Source organism: Cyanobium sp. BA20m-14 (assembly GCF_024346295.1).
Window position 1 is genome coordinate 1 of record NZ_JAGQCR010000049.1, and the last position, 15999, is coordinate 15999.

At 65.2% G+C, this 15999-nt stretch carries 18 protein-coding genes and 1 tRNA gene; 6 read left to right on the forward strand and 13 right to left on the reverse strand.

Annotated features, from left to right (window positions below):
- Positions 1–149: 149 nt before the first annotated feature.
- Positions 150–1136 carry a hypothetical protein gene (locus KBZ07_RS06515; protein ID WP_254930844.1) on the reverse strand — a complete coding sequence of 329 codons (987 nt, stop codon included), beginning with the start codon at positions 1134–1136 and terminating at the stop codon, positions 150–152.
- Between the two features lie 389 nt (positions 1137–1525).
- On the opposite strand from KBZ07_RS06515, the gene KBZ07_RS06520 reads away from it, so the two are divergent.
- A tRNA-Pro gene (locus KBZ07_RS06520) sits at positions 1526–1599 on the forward strand.
- A gap of 627 nt (positions 1600–2226) precedes the next feature.
- Here the strand turns inward: KBZ07_RS06520 and KBZ07_RS06525 are convergent.
- From KBZ07_RS06525 to KBZ07_RS06575, 11 genes are all read right to left on the reverse strand, one after another.
- Positions 2227–2646 carry a hypothetical protein gene (locus KBZ07_RS06525; protein WP_254930845.1) on the reverse strand — a complete coding sequence of 140 codons (420 nt, stop codon included), beginning with the start codon at positions 2644–2646 and terminating at the stop codon, positions 2227–2229.
- Positions 2647–2649: 3 nt separating this feature from the next.
- Positions 2650–3033: a BRO family protein gene (locus KBZ07_RS06530; RefSeq protein ID WP_254930846.1), complete on the reverse strand. Its 384-nt coding sequence runs from the start codon at positions 3031–3033 to the stop codon at positions 2650–2652.
- Positions 3030–3305, reverse strand: a complete 276-nt coding sequence (locus KBZ07_RS06535; RefSeq protein ID WP_254930847.1) for a hypothetical protein — start codon at positions 3303–3305, stop codon at positions 3030–3032. Before KBZ07_RS06535 ends, KBZ07_RS06530 begins: the two co-directional genes overlap by 4 nt.
- A complete protein-coding gene (ssb, locus tag KBZ07_RS06540) occupies positions 3305–3841 on the reverse strand; it encodes a single-stranded DNA-binding protein (protein WP_254930848.1) in 537 nt (178 codons plus the stop codon). The genes KBZ07_RS06535 and ssb overlap by 1 nt, the downstream gene beginning before the upstream one ends.
- Positions 3838–4083, reverse strand: coding sequence for a hypothetical protein (locus KBZ07_RS06545; protein ID WP_254930849.1), 246 nt, complete (start codon positions 4081–4083; stop codon positions 3838–3840). Before KBZ07_RS06545 ends, ssb begins: the two co-directional genes overlap by 4 nt.
- A complete protein-coding gene (locus KBZ07_RS06550) occupies positions 4080–5387 on the reverse strand; it encodes a recombinase RecT (protein ID WP_254930850.1) in 1308 nt (435 codons plus the stop codon). Before KBZ07_RS06550 ends, KBZ07_RS06545 begins: the two co-directional genes overlap by 4 nt.
- Positions 5387–6235, reverse strand: a complete 849-nt coding sequence (locus KBZ07_RS06555) for a PD-(D/E)XK nuclease-like domain-containing protein (protein WP_254930851.1) — start codon at positions 6233–6235, stop codon at positions 5387–5389. The genes KBZ07_RS06550 and KBZ07_RS06555 overlap by 1 nt, the downstream gene beginning before the upstream one ends.
- The gene (locus KBZ07_RS06560; protein WP_254930852.1) at positions 6232–6528 is read right to left on the reverse strand and encodes a hypothetical protein; all 297 of its coding nucleotides are present in this window, start codon (positions 6526–6528) and stop codon (positions 6232–6234) included. Before KBZ07_RS06560 ends, KBZ07_RS06555 begins: the two co-directional genes overlap by 4 nt.
- Positions 6529–6712: 184 nt before the next feature.
- Complete coding sequence (locus KBZ07_RS06565) at positions 6713–7396, reverse strand: hypothetical protein (protein WP_254930853.1); 684 nt, start codon at positions 7394–7396, stop codon at positions 6713–6715.
- A 150-nt stretch (positions 7397–7546) separates the two neighbouring features.
- Positions 7547–7891 carry a VRR-NUC domain-containing protein gene (locus KBZ07_RS06570; RefSeq protein ID WP_254930854.1) on the reverse strand — a complete coding sequence of 115 codons (345 nt, stop codon included), beginning with the start codon at positions 7889–7891 and terminating at the stop codon, positions 7547–7549.
- The gene (locus KBZ07_RS06575) at positions 7888–9282 is read right to left on the reverse strand and encodes a DEAD/DEAH box helicase family protein (protein ID WP_254930855.1); all 1395 of its coding nucleotides are present in this window, start codon (positions 9280–9282) and stop codon (positions 7888–7890) included. The genes KBZ07_RS06570 and KBZ07_RS06575 overlap by 4 nt, the downstream gene beginning before the upstream one ends.
- An 81-nt stretch (positions 9283–9363) precedes the next feature.
- On the opposite strand from KBZ07_RS06575, the gene KBZ07_RS06580 reads away from it, so the two are divergent.
- From KBZ07_RS06580 to KBZ07_RS06600, 5 genes are all read left to right on the forward strand, one after another.
- On the forward strand, positions 9364–9564 hold the full coding sequence (locus KBZ07_RS06580; RefSeq protein WP_254930856.1) for a hypothetical protein: 201 nt from the start codon (positions 9364–9366) through the stop codon (positions 9562–9564).
- On the forward strand, positions 9564–12260 hold the full coding sequence (locus KBZ07_RS06585; protein WP_254930857.1) for a primase-helicase zinc-binding domain-containing protein: 2697 nt from the start codon (positions 9564–9566) through the stop codon (positions 12258–12260). Before KBZ07_RS06580 ends, KBZ07_RS06585 begins: the two co-directional genes overlap by 1 nt.
- 544 nt (positions 12261–12804) lie before the next feature.
- On the forward strand, positions 12805–13323 hold the full coding sequence (locus KBZ07_RS06590; protein WP_254930858.1) for a hypothetical protein: 519 nt from the start codon (positions 12805–12807) through the stop codon (positions 13321–13323).
- On the forward strand, positions 13320–14966 hold the full coding sequence (locus KBZ07_RS06595) for a terminase (protein WP_254930859.1): 1647 nt from the start codon (positions 13320–13322) through the stop codon (positions 14964–14966). Before KBZ07_RS06590 ends, KBZ07_RS06595 begins: the two co-directional genes overlap by 4 nt.
- Positions 14963–15664 carry a sigma-70 family RNA polymerase sigma factor gene (locus KBZ07_RS06600; RefSeq protein WP_254930860.1) on the forward strand — a complete coding sequence of 234 codons (702 nt, stop codon included), beginning with the start codon at positions 14963–14965 and terminating at the stop codon, positions 15662–15664. The genes KBZ07_RS06595 and KBZ07_RS06600 overlap by 4 nt, the downstream gene beginning before the upstream one ends.
- 114 nt (positions 15665–15778) lie before the next feature.
- On the opposite strand, the gene KBZ07_RS06605 is transcribed toward KBZ07_RS06600, so the two are convergent.
- On the reverse strand, positions 15779–15999 hold a 221-nt coding region (locus tag KBZ07_RS06605; protein ID WP_254930861.1), incomplete at its 5' end, for a hypothetical protein.

The following is a 15999-nucleotide window of genomic DNA, read 5'->3' on the forward strand; positions in this document are numbered from 1 at the left end:
AATTAGTCGGGGACATAGGTGCATTCTCAAAGAACGAGGGTCTGCTGCGTATGCCTGCTATGTGTGCACGCCTGATCAAAGGATCAGACATGTGGCATTGGCCCCGGCCATTACGGGTGTGCTGACTGCGGACGCCATCAGCTCTTCAACTATACAGAAGCTTGCGCTTGCGTCAACTTGCGGTAGTGCATGGCCGCTTCCAGCGCACTGTCGATGGTCGCCTCATCGGTCCACCTGCCGTAATGCCGTGTGTGGGTTTCGACCGAATGACCCATCAGTGCTGCCGCCACCCGCGGGCTTAGACCGTATGCCTGGTGCGCCCGCAGGGCATACCCGTGCCGAAATCCGTAGCAGGTAGCTCCTGAGGTGCCCAGATCCATCCAGGCCTGTTGCCGGCTTAGGTAACGACGAGCGGCATCAGCCACCCCACCTCCAAACGGTGGCAAGGCCTCACCCGCCTCGATTCGTTCGCGCAACCTCCAGTCGACTTCCCACTCAGGGTGCAGGGCCCGGAGCTGGCGTGGCCTCGTCGATCCCCCGCCACTTCGTTTTATGTAGTCGCACCACAGGCCTCCGGCCGGTTCCATGCGCAGGTGCAGCAATTCGACTGGCCGTAGGCCGTAGGCAGCCATCAGCTGAATGGCGTAATTCCACCTCTGCCCTGCCGTGTCCTGCGGCAGACCATTGAGCAGGCCAAGGATCTGATCGTCGTTAAGGGGAATTCCATCCACTCGCCCGGCTCGTTTTTCACCGACGTAGCTCTTCAGGCTGGGGGGTGGGGTCCAGCGATCAGCCTGCAACAGGTCGTTTTCGACCCCCCAGCGGCACATTGCGGCCAGATGCTGCAAAACCACCTGGCGACGGCGGGACCCCGGCGGCCAAGCCTCTCCGGCCAGGGTTAACAGCGACTTGGCGTCAACTGCCTTGTCAGCGACAACCTGCAGACGTCTAGCCGACTTGCCGTAGTCGACAAGCCAGGTGCTGGCTTTGATCTGGCCGGTCCGATGGACCTTGTGGACCCCGAACGCTTCCCACGCGGCCAATAACTCCACACCTACGGGGGCGATGCCACGTTCAGGTGGGGGCACGGCCTTACCACGGATCACCTCTAGTGCCTGGCGCAGGGTCAGGCCCATAGCAAGCTGTTGGGCTAGGCGCTCCACAACCTCCTGTATGTGGCGAGCCTGCCCCGGCACCCACAAGACGGGAAGAACCGCTGTTCCTCTGGTGCCGTCGGCGTATCGGACGTCAAGCTTCGCCTTGCCGCTTTGTTCCCCCAACCGGTACGCAGGGCCAACGGTGCTCTTCAGCTGTGCCCTTAAGCCCTGCACCCATGGTGGGGCGTCGGATCGACGGGTCATGGGGCACCTGCGGCGCTAGCGACAGAAAAGTGACGGGCTAGTGATATCCAAGTGATATCCAGCTGCTACATGCTGCCATTTGCCCCTACCCGCTACAAGCCCCAAACCCGTTGGCACAGCAAGAATCCAGTGCTGGCCTGCACTCCACTACTATGACGAAGGAACGGGGCGTGGCGCAGCTTGGTAGCGCGGGTGCTTTGGGAGCACTAGGTCGCAGGTTCGAATCCTGTCGCCCCGATTGACTTTTCACCGATAGGCCCCCTGCTTTGTGGGCAAGATGTGGGCAAAGCCACCAGGCACCGCCTTCCTCAAGATTCAAGTTCTGGCAGCGGGACACAGCAAAACCAGCAGGACTGGTGGCTTGATTCCCTACAAGCCCTGCTGGACCCCTCTCAGGGCGTCACTGGCCCACTCCAGCAAAAGGCCCTGGTCCAGTAACGGACTGAACCAGGGCTTTCGTTGCCGTGCCTGAAAGGCTCAGTTTTTCTCGAGGAGATGGGGCGTGCGGGCCGTTGCTTCATTCATCGCTTCGTTACAGCGCTCTAGGTGATACAGAACTGGTGAATTGCTGCTTGGGAATTTGCGGCGCCAATGCACCCCAGCCCGGAACAAGCCGGCCTTGCGCCAGCGACCCAGGGTTTTCTCGCTCACACCGAGAAGCGGAGCCGTCGATCGGGCATCAGCCCATTCCTGGGTATGGGCTAGTTCGATTGGCTTGGCAGGGGGCTGCGGACGGCTGTGACGAACTCTTGGAGAGACCATTACCGGCCCCTCCTGCAACAGCGAGGATTCACATTCGACTTCTCGGCCACCAGGCCGCACTGCCCCTCGGGGGGTAGGCCGACCAGAGCAATGCTGTTTGACATCACCCTTCCCCCTGCAGCAACGCCACCACCGCTGGATCCCAGACGATCTGCTGCCGGTGCTCGCCGCGGCTGCAGCGCGGCAGGGCGATACCCCAGTCGCAGCCGACTGCAGTGAGCTGCCAGTCATCAAGGTCATTGCGCACCTGCAGGCCGCAGGCGGCCAACCGGCGGTTGATATCCCTGATCGTGTGGCCCAGCCGCTCGGCCAGTTGCTCTGCATCCAAGCGTGCCTCGACTGGCGCACCAACCGGCTGAGCGGGGCGATGAGCTGAGTCCGCAGAGTGGGTGTCGCAAAGGATCTGTTGCAGTGGGGCCAGGTGGAGGCCGGTGCTGGCCTCGATGTCCTCAATGGCAGCGAGGAGCGCATCGGAGTACCCGACGCCGGTGAGCTCGATGATCTCCTCGGCAAGCCGCAGCACCGCCTACACGGTCTGGGTCTTTTCCCCAGCCGTGCCTGATAAGTGAGCCCTTGCTTTGACCTGTTGGTGGTGCAGGGCTGGCAGAACCTCATGGGTGAGCCAGCGCCGCATTCGCCAGGCCGTCTGGCTGGCGTCCAGCAGCAGCAGGCGCAGCAGGCCGCCTTCACTGATCAGGGCCAGAGTGCAGCCCTGGCTGCCGGGTCCCTCCTGGGAATGGAGGCAGTGCTCCGCCTCCCGCAGGTTGGCCAGCCCTCTGGCGATCGGCTGCTGGCCAAGGGCTGCTGCGACATCAGCGGCGGCGAACCAGGCCTCACCGTGCGCATCGGTGCTGACCCGGATGCGGTGCCCCTCGAACGGGTAGGGCACCAGAGCGGTCGTGCTGCTCATGGCTGAGAAGGCGAGAGGACAGTGGCGCCAGCTGCGGCAGTGGTGGCGATGGGTGCTCCTGCTTGCGGTCTTCGGGGAGCTGGCACCGTGCCGGAGAGCAGCAGCAAGATCGTGCTCAGTTGCAGCGCCAGCAGCAGCCACAGCAACCACTGCAGCTGCTGCAGCGCGCTGAGCCCCACGGTGGTGGCGCTTCTCTGGCGGGTGCGGCAGAAGGCCGGCAGTTGGGGACTCTTTCCCCTGCCGCCGTAGCGGACGTTGGTGTGATGGGTCATCAGAAGGGCACCTCCTCGTCGCTGATGGGGCCGCTGGTGGACCAGGCCGGGGCCGCCGGTGCTGGCACGCCAGCGGGTGCGCCCCATGTCGCCGCGCTCGAACTGCGGGAGCCCCCTGCAGCGGCGGTTGCCGTCTGAGACGCCGAGTCACTGACGGACTGGCCAGCGGAGAAGGCCGCTAAGTCGGCGGCTTTTTCTTGCTGCTGCGTACCGCTCCTGCCCTCACAGAACTCCAGGCGGTCGATCACCACCAGGGTCTTGCTGCGCATCTCACCGCTGCTGCGGTCACTCCACTGCTCGAATTCGAGCCGCCCGACGATCGCTACCTTGCTGCCCTTGCGCAGGTAGTCGCCCGCCACCTGGGCGGTCTTGCCCCACGCCTTGCAGTTCACCCAGAGCGGCTCCTGGGGCTGGCCGTCGCGCGGCGGGCGGTTCACCGCCAGGGTGAACTCGCAGATGCAGCTGCCGGTCTCAAAGAAGCGCAGCTCCGGATCCCGGCCGGCATTGCCGACCAGCACGATCAGATTGATGCTCATGCCTCCACCTCGAGCGCCGAGCCGGTGCGGGCCTTGATGCGCTCCTGAACCGCCAGCAGTGACGGCAGGCCGATGAGCGGATGGGTGCGCACCAGTTCGTGCAGCGCTCCGCTCCAGGTGATGTTGTGCCTGCGGGCGAAGGCATCGACCCGCTCAAAGGTGTCGTTGTTCATGGCGATGGTCTTCTTGTGGTTGCCGATCCGCTGGCGTAGTGGCCGCGGCTTCTGGGGGGAGGTGCTCATGTCCCCGCCCCCGCGCTCTGTTGGGCGCTCTCGCTGTCCTCGAGCTGCCGGCGGCGCCTGGAGATCGCGCTCCAGAGCCGCTCGGCGTTCTCGTCGTTGATCTGGCCCGCACTGAGCAGCTGGTTGATGCGTCCGTAGGCGCGCTCGAGCTCCTGCAGGGTGGCGATGTGTGGGATTTGGCGGAGGCCCACCTCCACCGGATTCAATTCAGGCTCTGGAGCTGGGGCAGCAGCGGACTGGCTCCTGCTTCTCCGCGGTGCTGGCTGGGTGCCTGCGGCAGGGGTCTCGCTGGCCTGCAGCGATAGGACCTCCTGCTGCCGGGTTTGGTGCCCGGCTTGCTGCTCAGCTGGGGTGGCCGGCTCCGGCGCAGCCCCGCTGGTGCCCACAATCTCGGCGTCGATCACCTCTTGATCTGCCTCAGCGTTTCCCCCATGGGATGACTCGATGCGCCCAGTGGCGCTGTTTTGGGTTTCCGGTGGAATCATTTTGTCTTCGCGATGGCGTAAAAGATTGGGTATAGCGGCAGCGCGGGAGCCAGCTGCAGTACGCCGGGCGGTGAGTTTTTCCGGCGCCGTGGCGGCTTGCCCAGCGGGTTCCTCAGCGGCCTGGCTCCATGTCGCAGCGGCCTGAGATGGCGCCTGGATTTCAGCCCCAGTAATGCTGGCCCCGCCAGCTTCTCGGACCGTGACCGCCTCGATGTCGAGCGCCTCCTCCTGGGTGATCAAGCCCAGGGCGATCTCCGGGCAGTAGACGTTCGACCACCAGGCCGCGGCGCGGTAGCGCAGCATCTGGCCGGTCATCGTCTGCCACTTGCTGGTCTCGTTGCCCTGGCGGTCCTTGCGGCTCCACCAGCCCTCTTTGCGGGCCAGTTCCAGGGTGATGGTTTCCCCTTCCAGCACCTCACCGGTGGCCTTATCGGTGGCTACCGCGTAGCAACTGCTGGGCTTCTCCTTGGCGTCAAAGACAAAGCGCAGCGGTGAGAAGCGGCCGCTGGCATTCACTGTGGCGATCAGGAACTTGCTGCTCCAGGTGGGGCGTCCGTGGATTGGCGTCATGTTCTGCATCACCACTAGCGGTGAGAGGCGCATGCGCCCGGCGATCTCCAGGGCGATCAAGCTGTTGGCCAGCCCCTGCTGCCCCTGGTACTCCTTGGGAACAAGGCTCGAGGAGCAGAGGGCTTTGGCCATGCGCTGGGCGGCATCAAAGGCGGCGATACCGCTGAACACCTGCAGGGTGTCTGTCGCTGGGGCCAGGGCTGAGGAAGGTGATGGACCTGAACTGGTGGAGAGGGTGGAGTCGTTCATTAGAAGAGGTCAATGGAATTCAAATCAATGCCTACGGTTTCGGGAAGGCTGAAATCATGAAAGACAGGACGGAACGCCTGGCGCCCATGGCTCGGCCAGCTGCCGGTCGCCTGGCATTCGGCGATCAGCCGGAAGGCCTCCTCCCGCCGCTGCAGACCTTTTTCCAGGTCTTGCCCATCAAAGATGAGCAGGCTGCAGTCGATCGGGGCGGTCAGATCGCTAGGCCACTCAAAGGCGATCACACCGGTCTCGAGCGGCGGCTGCCCATGGCGGTCCTCATGGCCCAGGGCCAGGTGGGCCAGCTGCAGGTCATAGGCCAGGTCCTTGGCCTGCCAGTAAAACTTCCGCGGCACGGCGCTGCGGGTTTTCTTGAGGTCAAACAGCCGGCCGTCGCTGGTGACCACATCGGGCAGGCAGCGGCAGGGCCGGCCCGCTTCGTCTTGCCAGAAGTGGGGCTGCTGGCTGAGCGACGGGTCCAGGGCCGCCAGCACCTCGCCCACCACTGGGTCGGCGTGGAGGGCATCAGCGATGCGCTGGGCCTGCTCCACCATCTCGACGCTGACGGGTGTCAGTCCGGCTGCTTCCGCTTCTGCGCAGTTGGCGGCGCCGATCTTGGTGTTGCGGGCGATTGATCGATACGCGGCGAACCGGTCATCCATCCGAAAGGGGGGCGTCAGCAGGGCATCGACCAGATCGCCTTTGACCATGTCCGCCGAGGGAACGAATCTTGCGGCCCCTGGCCCGAAGCGATGGCTCCAGGTCCGCATCGTGCCGGTCACTGCAGCCTTGAGCGCCGTGGGGGACCAGGCGGGATGGCAGTGATACTCCGCCAGAGAGAAATTGCTCATGGGGCATCCTCCAGGCCATAGCCCAGGACGATCCGCCGCGCTTCTAGCAGTGAGGGGCAGAGACCTGAATCAATCCCGCCGCCGCCGGAGTGCAGCAGCGTTGCCACGTAGCTCCCGCAAATGCTCTGCCGGAAGCTGATGGCGATGCCGTGGCCGGCCAGGGCCGCCAGCGAATCGGTTGTGATCGCCCGCCAACGCTGCTGCCACTGGGCCAGGGCGGTGGAGAAGGAGGCCTGGATCAGGATGTAGTGCTCCAGATCGGAGCGATGCAACCCCTTGGAAGCAGGGGGCAAGGAGTGGGAAGCCGTAAAGGCTCGTTCGCGTTGATCCACCTTTCTGCAAAGAAGGATGCCAACGCTACCCCTGCGGTTATCTATTCGGAAACCCTTAAGTCAGGTATTCCGGTACCGCATAAATGCCTTTTTAGTAGCGCACGCGACGGCGCTACCTGCTGCTTTTTGGCATCCTCTGCGCCTGTTAAGCCGCCTTGCTGAGAGGCTCGCTTGGCTCCAGCTCCGGGGCCACCTCCCGCACCCAGGCATGCACGGCCTCACGGGCGATCGGGACGAGGGCCGGGCCCAGCCGCTCTCCGGCAAACAGTGCATTCTCGATCGCCACTACCTGCTCCATCGGCAGATCTCCCGCCTTGCGCAACACCTGCATCGCGGCGGACACCGGCCGCAGCCCGACCAGTTCCAGGGCCTGATCGAACAGGCTGCGTAGCCGCTTGGTCTCAGCCTCGGCGTCGATCTCCTCCTGGCATGGCCAGAGTTCGGCGGGTCCCTCCAGCTTGCCGATGTAGCAGGCGAACCAGTCCTCAGCGCCCCAGGGGCGGCCGTCGGCATGCAGCACTGGCTTGGCCCGCTGCACCCGATCGCGCAGCAACCGGTCCTTGATCGCGCCCCGCTCCTCTTGCGCCAGGCACTCGTTGAGCACCGCCAGCTGGATGAAGGTGCTGGGCTGGGGCTGCAAAACCTTGCTGTTTTCCAGGTTGCCCCATTGGCCGCCGGCGACCCGCAGCGGCCAGGGGATCAGCCCTGGGCAGGCCTTGGCCCAGTCCTGGGCGGTGGTGACGGACCAGTCGTTGCTCTTGCGCCAGTTCCGCAGGAACTTGCCGAACTGCACTCGGGCCGCATCCAGCTTGTCCTGCAGGCTTTGCATAGGGTTACCGTTTGGGAACCCTTAAAGTATCCCGTGCTTCTTGCTAAGCACCAACCCCCAATGGTCGGCTTCGTGACAGGCTGTTACGGGCAATATGAGCTCGATCAGCGGTGACAGTTACGAGGCCTGAGCCAAGCCTCACCGGCCTGATTAGCTGAGCCTCAGCACCCGCGCGGCTTCTTCGACACTCGTGGCAACGCCGCTGTAGCCACCAAAGCGTTCCACCAGCTCAAGGAACGAGCGCTGCTCCTCCCGCAGCCTTCCCTTCGGGGCCTTCACCTCGATGGCGCTGAACACGGCCATGGTTTGGCCCAGGTGCTCCGGGCCGATCAGCACCTGGCGCAGGCCGATCAGGTCGCTGCTGCCTTTGCACAACCCATAGGTCACCAGCCGGCCGCGTTCATCCCGCAACGCACCGACGTTGTTGCGCCACAGCCGCACTGGACTGGAGCCCAGCTGCAGCCGAATCCGTTGCTGCAGCTCCTGCTCGCTCACGCCAGGAGGCTCCAATGTCCTCGCGTCTGGCGGCTGGCGATCACATGACGTGCCCAGCCCTTGGGGTTCTTCATGCCGCGCTGGGTTCCTAGAGCCTCCAGCTCCGTGGCGGTTCGGGCTCGGCTCTGCTCCCGCTTCCGTTGGCGGCGCAGCTCCTGCTGGTTGATTTCCCGCAGCTCACCTTCCACCGTGATCAGCTTCTGGCGCTCCGGCCGGAACACATGTCCGCATTCCGGGCAAACGCTGAGAGTGCTGGCCATGGCGCAGAAGCACTGCGGGCAGGTCTTCACAGGCGGGGCCTTGCTCTGCTCACGCTTCTTCACTCCATCAAGGCTCCACTCCTGCTCATCGAGGTGGTGGCCGAGCCGCTCGATGTTGCCGACGTGATCGAGGATCACCGCGGTCTTCCCTGGCTGCGGGCGCAGGCAGCGGCCGATCATCTGCAGGTGCAGCGCCAGGCTCTGGGTGGGCCGCAGCAGCAGGCAGCCGCCCACCGAGGGCACATCCACTCCCTCACCGATCAGGCTGCAGCTGGTGAGCACCTTCAGCTCACCTGACCCCAGCTGCTCCAGCAGCTGCCTGCGCGTGGCTACATCCTGGCTGCCGTCGATGCTGGCCGCCCTGATCCCCCGTTCAGTGAAGGCCTCGGCCACCGCCTGGCCGTGGGCGATCGAGCAGCAGAAGGCAATCGCCGTGCTTCCGCTCAGGTGGCGCTGGTAATGGCTGACCGCATCGCCCAGGATGCGGCTACCGCCGAGGGCACCGGCGGCCTGGCGCAGATCGAAATCGCCCATCCGGCGCAGCAGCCCCTTGGCTGAAAAGCCGATCGGTGGGGCATAGACCCGGGCCGGCGCCAGGTAGCCGTTGTCGCTCAGCCAGGCGGGAGTGGGACCGAGCACCATGCAGGAGAACCAGGCACCGAGAGGCTGGCCGTCGCTGCGGCAGGGTGTCGCCGTGACGCCGAGCACCTTGGCGGTGTTGAAGTGCTCCAGTGCCTTCGCCCAGGTGGAGGCGCTCGCGTGGTGACTCTCATCAACCACCAGCAGCTGGAAGAAATCGCGCGGCAGCATCGACAAGCGCCGGGCCAGGGACCCCACCGAGGCCACCTGCACCTGTGCGCGCAGGTTCATCGAGCGGCCAGCGGCGATCAGGCCGTGCTCCACGCCTAGGTCCGCCAGGGCGCGGGAGGCCTGCTCCAGCAACTCGGCCCGGTGCACCAGCACGGCGATGCGGTTGCCGCGCGCTGCCGCCTGCTGGGCGATGTGGCTGAACACCACCGTCTTGCCGCCACCGGTGGGCAGCACAAACAGCACGGCGCGGTGCCCCTCCAGGAAGGCAAGCCGGACCCGCTGCACGGCCTCCAATTGGCAAGGACGCAGGGCAATGGCCACGGCACGCCGACAGCACTTCGCCAGACTTTAGGACTACCTGAAACTATTGCTAGGCTTTTGCGGTAGCACTCCACCGTCATCATGAAGCGCGTACAGCTGCAGCTCCCTGAGCCCGTCGTCGCCTGGATCGACCGCAACGCCGACGGCATCGAAAGCCGCGCCTCCTTCGTCAGGCGCACCCTGGTGCAGGTGATGCGCGGCGACGAGCGCAGGCTGCCCCCTGCCCCCAGCGATTCCCTCTCCGGCGACTCCCTCTCCAGCTTTGGGGCTTCCCTGCGCTGATGGTGAGCGATGTGCTGCTCGCAGCTGACGGCCACTGGCCCCGGCTCCTGACGGAACTGGCCGGCCTGACGCCGGAGCAGCTGCAGGACCGGCACCAGCCCTGCCCCGCCTGCGGCGGCACCGACCGCTACCGCTGGGACCGCGACGACGGACCCGGCGGCTGGTATTGCAACCAGTGCGGCGGCCGCGAGCGCAGCGGCGGTGGCGGCAGCGGCATGGACCTGCTGCTGCGCGTGACCGGCTGGGATTTTGCGACCGCCGCCCGCCACCTCGAGGCCCATCTCAGGTTGGAACAACCAAAACCGCTGAGGGTGGCGCTACCGCCTCCTGCCGCAGCGCAGCGAGCGGAGCCCCATGTCTCCTGGGATAGCCTGCTGGCTTCTGCTGCCCCCACGCCGCCCCCCTTGCCAAAAGCGGTGGCGGCATTCCACCTGGCGTTGCTCGATGAGCAGGCTGCGCCGCTGCCCACCGGCAGTCCCTACGCCTACTCCGACCACCAGCGGGTCAGCCGTGTTGATCGATCCGGCGGCAAGTTCTTTTACGCCAACCACCGCACCGACCAGGGCTGGCAGCGCGGCGCCGGGCCAGATCCTTGGCCCATGTACCAGTGGTCTTCGCTGCTGCAGGCTCGCGGCCACTGGCTGCTTGAGCTGGAAGGGGAGAAGTGCGCTGACCTGCTGATCAGCGGCGGCTTCCTCGCCTCCACCCAACCGGGCCACGCCCACAGCAGCCCCCAGATCGCAGAGCGCTATCGCGCCCTCCGGCAGGCCGGTGTGGCCGGCATCGTCTATCTCTCTGATCACGATGAGCAGGGCCAGCGCCGCGCCCGCCAGGTGATCAAGGCCGCAGCGGCGGTGGGTCTGCCGCTGCTCCACCTGCCGGCCGGTGAGATTTGGAGCGGCCTGCCGGCGGGCGGTTCGGTTGATGACGCTCCGGGGCTTTTAGGGGAGCGCATCAGCGTGATCCTGCGGGCTGCAAGGGCCGCCCACCTGCGGATGAATCACGCCGCAGGTGACTGCAGCGCCGTTTCGGTAATTGCGGGTCCCACCCCTGGTGGAACAGCGCCGCCGCGGGCAGCCCACACCCCAGGCGAACGGCCATTTCTCTGCCTCGGCTTCGATGGGGATGGCTACTACTACCAGCCCCGCTCGACTGGTCAGGTGGTGCGACTGGCCTCCTCCTCCCACGGCGGCATGAATCTCTGTCGCCTGGCGCCGATCGCCTATTGGGAGACCCTCTTCCCCTCCAAGACGGGGGTCAACTGGACCGCTGCTGCTTCTGATCTGTTTACGCAGCAGGCCGCCGTTGGGATCTTTGATCTGGACTGCCTGCGCGGTCGCGGCGCCTGGGCCGATGCAGGGCAATCGGTGCTCCACCTCGGTGACCGCCTCGTTGTCGATGGCCGCAGTCAGCCCATCACCCAACCCTTCTGCTCACGCTTTCACTACCAGCGCGGCGCGGCCATCCACGGGCCCGGCGATGCCACTCCCTTGAGCGATCAAGAAGCGTTCATGGTGCTCTCGATTGCCGAGCGGTTTCACTGGGACATCCCGGCGTCCTCCCTGCTGCTTGCAGGTTGGGTGGCCCTGGCGCCGATCTCCGGGGCGCTCAGCTGGCGCCCTCACCTCTGGCTTACAGCCGCTGCAGGATCGGGCAAGTCGACCTTGCTGGAGCGCTTTGTCGGGGTGTTGCTTGGGGATTTCGCCCTGCCGGTGGTGGGCAACACAACCGAGGCCTTCATCCGCCAGGCCCTGCGCTCCGATGCCCTGCCGGTTGTGATCGACGAGGCCGAGAGCAACGAGAAAGCCGATCAGCAGCGTATTCAGCAGATCCTTGCCCTGGCCCGCTACGCCTCTAGTGAGACACGTGCTTCGATCGGCAAGGGCTCCGCCGCAGGGGAGGTGCAGCGGTTCCGGGTTCGCTCGATGTTCCTGCTCAGCAGCGTTTCAACCGCCCTCAGGCAGGGCGCCGACAGACGACGCTTCTCCCAGCTCACCCTGCGGGCCCCGGATCACCTCCAGCCACCGGCACGGCAGCGCCACTGGGAGGAGCTCGACCGTGACCTGGAGGAGCAGATCACTGCCGGCGCCGGCCGGCGCCTGATCGCCCGAACCGTGGTGCTGCTCCCGATGATCCGCCAGGCAGTGCGGGTGTTCTCCCGCGTTGCGGCGGCTCACTTCGGCTCCCAGCATCAGGGGGATCAGTACGGCACGCTGCTCGCTGGCGCCTGGGCCCTGCAGTCCAGTGAAGTCCCGACAGCTGCCCAGGCCCAGGCCCTGATCGCTGGCAGTGACTGGAGCACCTTTCAGCAGAGCATCGGTCTGCCCGATGAACGGCGCTGTCTCAATCGCATCCTGCAATTCGAACTGCGGGTGGAAACCGAGGACCGGATCCATACACGCAACGTCGGCGAGCTGGTTGAGACGGTCGTCACCCCCGGCGGTCTTGATCCCGTGAGCGCTCGCTATGCCGAGGAGATCCTCTCGCGCCATGGCATACGCATCCAGGAGGGCCACCTGCTGGTGAGCAACACCGCCGAGGCGATCGCCCGCATCCTCGACGGCACCCCGTGGGCCTCCAGCTGGAGCACGATCCTTTCCAGATTGCCGGGAGCGCAGCCCACCACGAACTCGGTGCGCTTCAAGGGGGCCGGCTCCAAGGCCAGGGCCTGCGCCATTCCCATCAATGGCCTCTGAACAGCTCGGCAGCGCAGATCCACTGCAGCGCAGCCATTCTGGCCTGAGACGAGGGCCGGTTACCTCGCGGTGACCTGGATCTAGGTGGAACGCGGCGTTCCGCCCCCCAAACGCCCAGATCGATTGCGCTGCAATGGGTGGAATGGTTGGAACGGGTGGAACGCTCAGCAAGGACATCCCCCTAGATAAATAGGCAGCTAAGCCTCGGCAAGGGATCGGCCCGATCGGTAACCCAATAGTCCCACCAATTGGTATGCAACTTTAGGCCTCTATCTATATCTATATCTGTATTTAGTGTTCCATTTGTTCCACCACCGTGGGAACGCTGCTCTGGCAACCGATCTGGCCGGAACGCGGGCCGTTCCAGCGCCGTTCCAGCCGTTCCGGGACCAGCCGCTACAAAGCTGACTTGCGGCCAGAGCGGTGATCAGGCCTGCGGATATGCGAGCGTGGATAAAGCATTTATGCTTTCGCTGAAACAAATTCCAGTCATGGCACCTGCGTACTCCCCGGATGGGTCCCTGCGGCTCTGGTTGTCTGGCTGATGTCTTTTCAGCAAGCGCCACCTGTCGACGAGGTCATCGAGGCCCTGCGCTCTGCCCCGCTGGATCAGGACGCCGATGGCCGGGCCCTCCTCCCCTCAGCCGGCGTCGATCCCTCTAGGCCAGTCGGGAAGGGCAATCCGCCCCGCCTCCGCCGTCGCGGCAAGGTGGCGCCCAGGCCCACGGCGATGGAGGTGGAGCGGCGCATCGCCGAGGCGCAGCTGTGGATTGCCCAGCGCATGCCCCTGCTGCGGATCTACGAAAACGCAGGAGCCAGCTGGGGGGTCACCAACACCCGCACGGTCCGCTCCTATCTAGATGCGGCACGCCAGCGGATGGTGGAAGATCTGATCAGCAACCGCCTCGAACATCAGGCCCAGCACATCTACGCCCTCTACGACTGCGCGCGCCGGGCCATGGATGCCGAGCAGTTCTCCGCGGCGGTTGGTGCCTTCCGGGTGATTGCTGAGATCGGCGGCATCCTGCGGGGCCCCATCAAGTCACCGGAGCTGAGGGGATGACGGGCGCTCCCTCAAGTACGGCACTTGTGCAGCGCCTTGCTGCAAACAGCAGTGGCCTGCTGCTGAACGAGCTCGACCCCTGGGGTGACGCCGGCCTGCTGCACCTGCCGGCCAGCACCACCCCAATCCAGGCAGAACCCCAGAGCCTGCGCAGCTTTATTGCCGAGGCCTACCCCCGCTATGGCTTCCACCGCTGGGCCGAGGTGCTGATCGAGCTGCTGCAAGCCGTGGCCGATGGCCAGCTCAGCCGCTTGATCGTTACCTGTCCACCGCGGTTAGGAAAGTCGCTCCTGGTTTCCAAGCTGTTTCCGGCCTACTTCCTGCAGCGCTACCCGCATCTCTTTGCGGCGATTGCGTCGTATTCGGCCGAGCTGGCTTACGCCCACTCCAGAGAAGCGCGCCACTTCTACCGGGTCACCGGCCACCTGCTGGCCCGCGATTCAGCGGCGGTGGGCAACTGGCTGACCCGTCAGCGCGGTGGCTGCATCGCTGCTGGTGTGGATGGCCCCTTCACCGGCAAGGGCTACAGCCTGGGAATCATTGACGACCCCTACAAGGGCCCCGGTGATGCCGCCTCTCCGGCGCTGCGGCAGAAGCTGATCGACTGGCTGCGTTCGGTGTGGCTCACCCGGGCCGAACCGGCCATGGTGCTGGGTCCAGACGGCAGCGAGCAGCCAAACCTTTCAGCCCAGGTGGTGGTGCTGACCCGCTGGGACCACCAAGACGTGATCGGCTGGCTGTATGAGCAGGAGCTTGGGGAAGCCCCACAGCAGTGGACCGTCCTGGATCTACCCGCTGTTGCAGAAGACCCGGCCGAACGCCCCAAGCTGCCGCCTACCTGCACCTTGATTCCCGACTGGCGCCAGAGGGGTGAGGCGCTGTGCCCGGAGCGCTTCCCACTGAGCGAGCTGGTCAAAATCCGCGCCCGCCTCGGCGCTTACTGGTGGGCGGCGCTGTATCAGCAGCGGCCCAGCCCGGCGTCTGGCTCAATCTTCCTGAGGCAGTGGATCCGGCCGCCCTTCCCGCGCGAGGAGGCAGGAGCGGCCACTGGCCGCCAGCGGCAGTACGCCCTGCTGGCCCTCTCGTGCGACCTGAGCTTCAAGGGGGAGGCAGAGAGCGACTACTGCGGCTTCTGCCTGGTAGGGCTGCTGGCACCAGCGTCCAGGCCGATCAACCCGCGCAGCGGTGAACGCGAGGGGCCGCTGCAGTGCACTGCCTTGGAAATGGAGGTGCTCTGGGCTTCCCGGCATCGCTTTGGCCTGCCGGCGGTGATCCGCTTCCTGCTGGGCTGCCTAGAGGCGCTGGAGCAGCAGGGCCTGCGTCCCAATGCCGTGCTGATCGAGGACGCCGCCAATGGCCCGGCCGTGCTGCAAACCCTCCGGCGCCGCGTACCGGGGATGCTGCCAATCACGGCCCGCGGCAGCAAGGAAACCCGAGCTCATGCCGTCGCCCCCCTGGTGGAAGCAGGACAGATTCGCTTCCACCACCGCGCCCAGCCGCTGGTGGAAGAAGCGATCCGCTTCCCAAAAGGCAGCAAGGACCTGGTGGATGCGTTCTGCCATGGCGCCCTCTGGCTGGAGGGCCGCTACTGGAAGGCCCAAGGCATCCAGCCGGTGGTGACGCCACTGCTGGTGAGTCGATGAGGGGGCCGCTGGTGTCCGCGGTGCGGGAATGCTCCACGCCATCCCTGGTGGAGAGCCCATGCCCTGCCGTGCTGACTCCACCTGCTGTGCAGCTGGTGCTGCCGATCACGGTTGTGCTGGTGGGTGATGCCGCAAGTGCGGCGCAAATGCTCAAGCAACGGCGCTACCGCCAGCCGGCGTGCCATGCCCGGGCAGAGCAGCTGGAGATCAACCTGCAGACGCCGGCGCATCACCCGCCCAGAGCTCAGGGAAAGCAGCCCGTGCGTTGCAGGCCCAGGCGGGAACGGCCAGTGCCGCCCCATGCAGCTGCTGATGCCCTAGCGCTTGAGCACATGGACTTGGCAGAGAAGATCGCCGGCAACTTCGCTCGCCGCACTGTTCACCCCAAGGAGGACTTGCTGCAGTTGGCGATGATTGGCCTAATCAAGGCAGCGCGCCGCTACGACCCTTCACGGGGGCCTTTTCGGCCCTACGGGCGGACTTACGCCAACGGGGAAATCACCCACTTTCTGCGGGACAATGGCTTCTTGCTCAAGGTGCCACCGACGTGGCGGGAGCTGCATGCGCGGGGGCAGCGATTGCTTACCTCAGGAGTAGGCGTGGGCGAGATGTTGGAGCGGTTAGCGATCAGCCGTGAGCAGTGGATTCAGATCGTTGACGCCTGCTCAGTGAGGGTGGTTGCCTTCCCTGTTGAGTGAACACCGGCCATCACCTGTACGCAGAGGCACCTTGGATCAGAAGTAACTCTGTGGCGGAGGATGATGCGCGTAAACGCGTTAGCTTTTGCTTAAATATGCGATTCCTCCAATGACTTAATCGCACTCAATTCCTCTTGAGCTCCAGAACTCGACTCGGCGAGAATTGGCTCTATCAATTCTGGCCATTCTAAGCTGCTCATTTAAGCGATAGGCCACCTGCCTAGCAACTGTCTCACTGTAGTTTTCTGATACGCTTTGCACTGGACGCAGCATTTCAACCACTTTGGCGCCCATTTGCTTAAACGAGTTGTACACCTGACGACTGTGGCTTATTC